This window comes from Candidatus Palauibacter soopunensis (genome assembly GCF_947581735.1).
GTDB classification, from domain to species: Bacteria; Gemmatimonadota; Gemmatimonadetes; order Palauibacterales; family Palauibacteraceae; genus Palauibacter; species Palauibacter soopunensis.
The window spans coordinates 1-3,685 of record NZ_CANPVT010000012.1 but is presented as its reverse complement, the minus strand read 5'-3'; the positions used below and the strand labels follow the sequence as shown (position 1 = coordinate 3,685).

3 protein-coding genes are annotated in these 3,685 nt (G+C 71.0%); all 3 read right to left on the bottom strand.

Annotated elements, in window-relative coordinates:
- The coding region (locus tag RN901_RS05930) for a hypothetical protein (RefSeq protein ID WP_310756949.1) at nt 1–424 on the bottom strand (424 nt) is incomplete at its 3' end.
- A complete protein-coding gene (locus RN901_RS05925) occupies nt 421–1,296 on the bottom strand; it encodes a TrbG/VirB9 family P-type conjugative transfer protein (RefSeq protein WP_310756948.1) in 876 nt (291 codons plus the stop codon). The genes RN901_RS05930 and RN901_RS05925, both read right to left, overlap by 4 nt.
- Before the next feature lie 5 nt (nt 1,297–1,301).
- Nucleotides 1,302–3,685: DUF87 domain-containing protein (locus RN901_RS05920; RefSeq protein ID WP_310756947.1), on the bottom strand; the 2,384-nt coding region annotated here is incomplete at its 5' end.

The following is a 3,685-nucleotide window of genomic DNA, read 5'->3' as shown; positions in this document are numbered from 1 at the left end:
ATGAGCGGAGCGAGCGCGTCCCGCGCTCGACCTCCTCCAGCCGGAGCGCTTCGCGCAACTCGAACTCGGCCCGGCCCATGCCGCCCCCGGCGCTGCCTGAACTTGCCGCCGTGTCTTGTCCGGCCGTGTCCTGCCCTGGGGCACCGGGCTGCCCCCGTTCCCGGTCCGCATCCGCGGCCGCCTGCTGGCTCTGGCGGTCGGTTTCGTCGCTGAAGCGCCCGTCGAGCGACCGGCCCGTTCGGTCGTCCACGGGCCGCGCCGGCGTCGGGGCGACGCCCTCGGTCGTCTCATCGGGACCGGAAAACGACGAGGAGAGCAGCAGCCCGGCCACGAGCACGGTGATCAAAGCGATCCCGACCTTCGTAACGACACCGCCCGGCAGCGCGCCTTTGGGCTCCTTAATCCACTGCTTCCAGCGGCTCATCGCACGTCCCTCGGCTCGAACCGCCACCCGGCCCGCGCACCGCCGATCTGGAGCCACCCGTCGCCCAAGACACGGCGGGCGACGTAGAGGCCGTCCTCGGTGAGATCGAACGCGACCAGGCTCGGTTCGCCGTCCCGGAGTTCGTAGAGCGCGGGCGACTCCTGTGCGCGCGAACGGAGATAGGTGAACTCCCCGTCGTGCCACATCGCCTCGACACGGAACGGCCGCTCGGACGCCTTTCGGTCCAGCAGGTACTCGAACCGCAGCCGCTCGGGGTAGGCGGCACGGAACGCCTCGATCTCCGCTTCGGCCCAGCCGCGTGCCTCGGCGATCCCGGCCTCGGCCTCCTCGCGGGCCAGCCCCGCGGCCTCGACAGCTTGGGCCGCCATCTCGCGGTAGGCGGCGACCTCGCTCCGGGCGACGAACCCGGGAGCGCCAAACGCGGCCTCCGCATCCGCGCCTGCCTCGACGCGGACCACGAGGTGGGGCGGCTTCTCCCCGCTTTCCGAGACAAGGAACGAGTAGATGCGCCCCGACTCGCAGACGAGCGCCACGTTGGTCGCCGCGTTCTCGGCCAACGGCTTCAGGTACGCGACGTTCGCCGCGCCGGTCAGGTGCCAGTACTCGGAGTCGCCAGCCACGAAGTCGAGGATGCGCTCCCCGGCCGGAAGCACGATGACCGTGGTATGCCGCACGCGTGCGCGGAGCCGGGGGATCCGCTCTTCGCCGTCCTCCGGCAACGGAACCCGGAGCAGGGTGGCGTCCGCGCTCGCTTGCTGCGCGGCGGCATCGCAGGGAAGCACCGTCAGAAGCAGCGTCAGCAGGACTACGACGATCCCCAGCAGGATCGCGGCGGTTGGAGTTGCCTTCATGGTGTTCACGTCCTCTCGGTTGGTGGGGTGGGATGGGTTCGGCCCGCGAGCGCTTCGAGCGCCCGGACCAGCCCGTGCCTCGCCACGGCTTCGGCGCGCCTCTCGGCGTCGAGCGGCGAGGAGGTGTAGAGCCAGTAGCTCTCCGGATCGACTTCGAGGCGGAGCACCGCCGCCTCGTCCGGGCGGCGGAGATACAGTTCGCGCTTGGGCGTCAGCGCCCGGATCCGGGCGACCTCCGACTCGTTCAGCCGGAACAGCGCCCCGGCCTCGTCGGGCAGTTCGGCGTTGGCGAGGAACAGCTTGGTGGGGATCGATTCGAGGAGCGCCGAAGCGCCCGGCGTCCCCGTCACGTCCACGGCGGACTGCGTCGCGAGCACGAGCGCGGCGTTCTTCTTCCGCCACGTCTTGGCCGCCTCGGCCAGGTAGTTCAGCACGGCGGGGTCCTGCATGTACCGCCACGCCTCGTCCACGACCATCAGCTTGAGCCGCGCGGTCTCGGCCGGGTCCTCGATCTCAAGCCGCATGCGTTCCAGCAGGTAGGCGAGCGCCGCCTCGCACAGGTCCGCGTGCTCCGCCGCGCCCGCCAGGTCGATCACCTGCCAGTCGCGGAACTCGATGTCGGTCGCACCCGCCGGGGGGTTGTCGAAGAACGCGCCCCAGGCACCGCCCTCGGTCCAGCGGCTGAGTGCAGACCACATCGCGGACGGGAGCGAACCGGCCAGCACGGTGAGCGTTCGGCGCTCCGTCCCGAGCGCGTAGAGGTCCTCGATCCGCGCGCGGATCTCGCTCGTGTCCGCGCCGTCGGGATCGTATCCGCCCAGCTTCAACAGCCGGAGCACCCAGCCGGTCAAGAACTGGAACGTTCTCGTGGTCGGGGGAAGCGCGAATGGTGTAAGCCGGAGCGTCGGCTCCGCCTCGCCGGGCGCGAGTTCCAGATACCGGCCCCCGAGGAACCGGGTCAGCCAGCGGTAGGAGCCGCCCAGGTCCAGGATCAGGATGCGCGGATCGTACTTGAGCGCCTCGACCAGCAGGAAGTTGAGCGTGAAGCTCTTGCCCGAGCCCGTCGCGCCCAAGATCAGCGTGTGGCCCACGTCGCCACAGAACAGGTCGTAGCGGTACGCCGTGCGCCACGGCGTCTCGAACACCGCCAGCGGCTCGCGGTCCAGATGCCGGCTCCTTCTGTTCCCCCTCGGCGGCCCGAACACGGGCGCAAGGCACGCCGCGAGGCCGGCCGATACGAACACCTTCCGCACCTGCCGCTTGCGCGGCTGGGCCGGAAGCCGGGCGAACCACGCGGGCATCTGGCCGTAGCCCTCCCGGATCACCTTCGCGTCGTGCGCGGCGAACAGGCGGCGCACGTCGCCGTCCAGCCGCTCGATCCCGTCGAGTTCGCCGTGCAGCGCCACGGTCAGCGACGCCTCGCCGTAGGCCACGCCGTCGGCTTCGAGTTCGACGAGCGCCGCTCCCAGACGGTCGGACTCGGCGGCCGCGGCGGAATCGACCATCGCCGCCGCCGTGCCCTGGGCGTCCTGCGCGTGCGCCATCATCGAGTAGCGCCGCGAGAAGTAGTGGCGCTGCGCGCTTCGGATCCGGCGACGCGCCGCCTCGACCGTCCACGGCCGCCATTCAAGCGAGACGGTCGTCACCGCGTCGAGGCAGTAGAGGTCCCGGAGCAGGTTCGCGTACGCCTGCCCGGGCGGAGACAGGAGCGAGTAGAGGATCACGGGCTCGCCGTCCAGCCTCAGGTGCGAGCGCTCCGCTTCAAGCTCCGAGAGCGCGAGCCGCCAGTTCATGCCGCTCCCCGTCGCACCGTCCCAGAACGTGCCGGGTCGGTTGATGAGTTCGGAGAGGAGACGGGAGCCTTCCAACGCGTCCAGCATCTCGACGGGCGTGTGCTCGGCCACCAGCGAGCGGCCAGCGTCGATCATCGCCCTGAACCGGCCCGCGGCCGCCTCGATCTCCGAGGCCAGGTAGGATGTCGCCGTCTTGCCGCCGCGCTTTCGGAGCCGCTTGAACCGCGACAGCGGTCCCGGCCCCGAACCCCCGCCCGCCGGGCGGAGGCCCGGGTCGTGTGACCATACCACGAAAGCTTCGAGCCGCTGGACGCGCCCGGCGAGGAACGCGCTTCGCTTGCGGCCCGACAGGGACGCGATGTTCGAACCTCCGTCCTCTGCACTCTCGGCGAGGCCGGGACGCCGGAGCATGTGGAATTGGAGGCGCGTGTCGGAACTCAGGCCCGACATCAACCGTTGCCACAGGCCCAACACCCGGTCGATCTGCTCCGGCGTGCGGCCGTCCACCGTAGCGGGCCGGATCCGGCCCGCCGCGATCAGTTCGCCCGAACGGGTCAGGCAGGTGCGGCCATCGTCGAGCCAGCCCCAGTAGGGCA

What these genes read in the sequence shown, in the direction of transcription:
- RN901_RS05925 (WP_310756948.1), bottom strand. Translation starts at nt 1,296, where the DNA reads ATGAAGGCAACTCCAACCGCCGCGATCCTGCTGGGGATCGTCGTAGTC.